General features: G+C 69.0%; 2 protein-coding genes. Both read right to left on the reverse strand.

Annotated features, from left to right (window positions below):
• Positions 1-1008, reverse strand: a 1008-nt coding sequence (locus tag ACY0I8_RS17345; RefSeq protein ID WP_461395746.1) for a hypothetical protein, incomplete at its 3' end; no start/stop codon positions are given.
• A gap of 26 nt (positions 1009-1034) precedes the next feature.
• Positions 1035-3086: hypothetical protein (locus ACY0I8_RS17350; RefSeq protein ID WP_461395747.1), on the reverse strand; the 2052-nt coding region annotated here is incomplete at its 5' end.

The raw sequence follows: 3086 nt of genomic DNA on the forward strand, positions 1-3086 counted from the left end.
CTTCCCCCGCTCGGCCGTGGGGTCGGTGAAGGTGAGGTCGTAGACCCGCTCGGGCGTCAGCCGCTCGAACCGGCCCTTCCCGTCCCGCCGGTACACCCGATACCCCTGGTTCACCCCCCGCACCTTCGGCGGCTCCCAGGTCAGCGTGACCCCCTCGGGCCCGATGGCGGCCCGGAGGTTCCTCGGGTCGTACTCCGGCCCGTGCACCGCCGACACCGGCACGGCCGTCTCGTCCACTGCGATCACGAAGTTGTCCAGCACCGCGTGGGCCAGGGGCGAGGTGGCCTCCACGTCCCCGGGCTCCCAGTTGACCCCGAACCGCACGGTTCTCACCCGCCCCAGCAGATCGCCGAACCGGTGGGGCACATACCGCGGGGGCAAACCCGCCCGGGCTTCCACCTCGTTGGTGACCCGCCGCGGATCGGGATCCACCTTACCCAGAACCTCGTCGTAGAACTTGGGCTCCGTGTCCTGGGGCCGGCCGTCCACGTACAGCTCATAGCGGCCCGCGTCGTCGTCCCACGTGAACTCCACATGGATCCACTGCCCCGGGGCTACCGGCTCGTCCAGGAGGATCCAGGGGCTCCACCAGGCGATCCCCTCCTCGAAGTAACGTCCCCCGGCCAGAAAGACCATGGGCCGGGCGGGGTCGTAGTGCGACGTCCAGTCGATCTGCACCAGAAGGAGGGTCCGGCCGGCGGCGTCCTGCAGGGCGAACACGCTGCGTTGGTCCCGCTCGAGGTCCACCGGCAACCGCTGGATGTCGAAGGCGATCACGCCCCGGTCCGCCCGGCCGAGATCCACCGCGGCCTCCACCCGAAGCGGATTGCCCACCCGGAACCCCATGGCCGGATACGTCCACCCGGTGCCGTCCCGACCGGCCACCCGGCCTTCCGGGGGGCCCTGGGAGAACGGCTCCCGCAGGCGCTCCCCGGCCCAGCCCGTTGCGGCCAGAATCACCGCCAGGAGGACGGCGGCGAATCTTCGGCATACCTTTCTTCCGTTCATTCCCCTCTCTCCTGCCGACGCCGGCATCACTGGCCCACGTTCAGCCGGTGCCAGCCCGAGGTCGTGCCCTCGTTGCGGTGGCAGTTGTTGGCCTGGCGCACGCTGGGGGTCGCCCGGCCATTGGCGGCGCTCCAGTTGCTCACGTTCTTGTCGAGACAGTTCGTGATCAGGAGCGCGGGCAGGCCCGTGGCGTGGGGGCTGTGGCACTTGGAGCACGGGAACTTGTGGGCCGTGGCGTTCACCCCGTCGGTGCCGATGCCGCTCGCGCTGTACCAGGTGCTGTACTGGCCGCCCCTCGTGGTGCTCCCCGGCGTGCCCCCGTACCACCCGGTGTTCCGGGGCGGCGAATACTGCCCGCCCCGTTTTGCGGGTTTCAAGTTATTGAAGCTGGACCGAAACGGCCCGTTGGTCTTGGCGTTGCTCACGTTCCCGTACTCGAACACGTTGACCCCCTCCTGGTGGGCCATATAGAGCCAGCTCCCGGTGGTGCGGCGGGCGTCGAACAGGTTCGAGGCGTTGGCCCCCGTGCCGCCCAAGGTGGAGTTCGAGTGGCCGTTGCCGAACCGCCACAGGGAGCTCCCCGTGTAGTAGTCCATGTTGTCCACGTCGGAGCCGTGGCACAGGATGCACAATCCCGCCGTCTCGGCCAGGGTGTCGTAGCTGGGGTCGTCCGTGGGCCGGCCGGAGTTGGCGTCGATGAAGTACCCGCCCTTGTTCCGGGACACCGGGTCGGCCCAGAGCCGCGGCACCGGGTCGCTGAACGCCCCGCTCTCCCCCCGGCTCGTGTTGTTGAACGAAAACCGGTTCCCCGCGCTCAGCGGGCCGGGGCCGCCCGTGATGGGGTAGCTATACCCGGCCAGCGGCGGCATGTCGGGGGGATAGGGGTTCCCCATCCACGAGCCCCGAAGGTGGGGCCGCCCGGACTGGGTGTCGTTCACGGCCTTATTGAGGTCGTGCACGTCGTGGCAGTACGAACACCGGATCTGGGCCCGGCTTTCGAGGGTCTGGGCCCCGGTGGTCCGGATCACGTTGCCCGACCCGTCCACGTTATTGGCCACGCTGGAACCGGGGTTCGAGCCCACCGTGAAATCCACCGAGTGCACCGAGGAGATCCTCCGGCTCAGGGCGAAACTCGGGGTCGTGGCGGAGTCGTGCTGGTAGCCGTCCTTCCGGTACATGCCGTTACCCGACGCGTCGACCCAGTAGGGGGTCAGGGTGGTCCAGCCCGTGTCGGAGTAGAGCCAGCCGTAGTTGTAGGACCCGCCCGTCTGGCCGTTCACGTCGGTGAGCTGCACCACCGGGAACGACGGCCCGTTCGTGTCGGCGTTGTAGCCCCACTCGTTGATCTGGTCGTTGGTGCCGTGGCAGTTCCAGCAGATCTCGGCCTCGGTCGTGCCCGAGGTGGCCGTGCCGCCCAGGTGGATCCCGCCGTTCGCCGTGTAGTCGATGCCGAGCTGGGTCTGCATGTTCAGGGTGGTGCCCGAGCCGTTGTCCCGGTTGTTCCAGCTCGTGGGCGGCAGGGGCACGGTCACCGGGCCCGAGTGGCCCGAGTGGCACTTGTTGCACTGGACGTCCCAGTTCGTGGAGGTCGAGAGGGTCTCGCCGGTCGTCGCCTTGAGGTGGGACCCGTAGGCCGTGGTCTTGCCCGAGGCGCTCCCGTCCTCCCACACCACCTGGGGCGCGTTGGGGTCGGTGGTCCGGTCGGTGCCGTGGCAAAGCACGCACGAGGCCCCGAACTCCTTCTTGTGCTTGTGGCAGTTGGTGCACCGGGCCGTGCTGTTGTGCCCGTCGCCCGAACTCGAGGTGTAGTGGTTGGTGCTCGTGTGGCACACGTTGCAGACGCCGTCGTAGGGCGCCCCGCTCTTGGCGTAGTCGGTGCCCGTGGTGTTGGCGGTGAAGGTCACGGCCACGGTGGTCCCGGGTTTGCCCACGTCCTGGTCGTTGGTCTTGCTCACCGTGCGGTGGATCATCGAGATGTTCCCCGTGCCCGAGGCCCGGTCGCCGTGGGGGTCGTGGCAGTCCCAGCAGAACGTGCCGCCCGTGCCCGCCGCGTGCTTCGCCCCGTAGTGGTTCTCGTC

This window comes from Deferrisoma sp. (genome assembly GCF_054681715.1).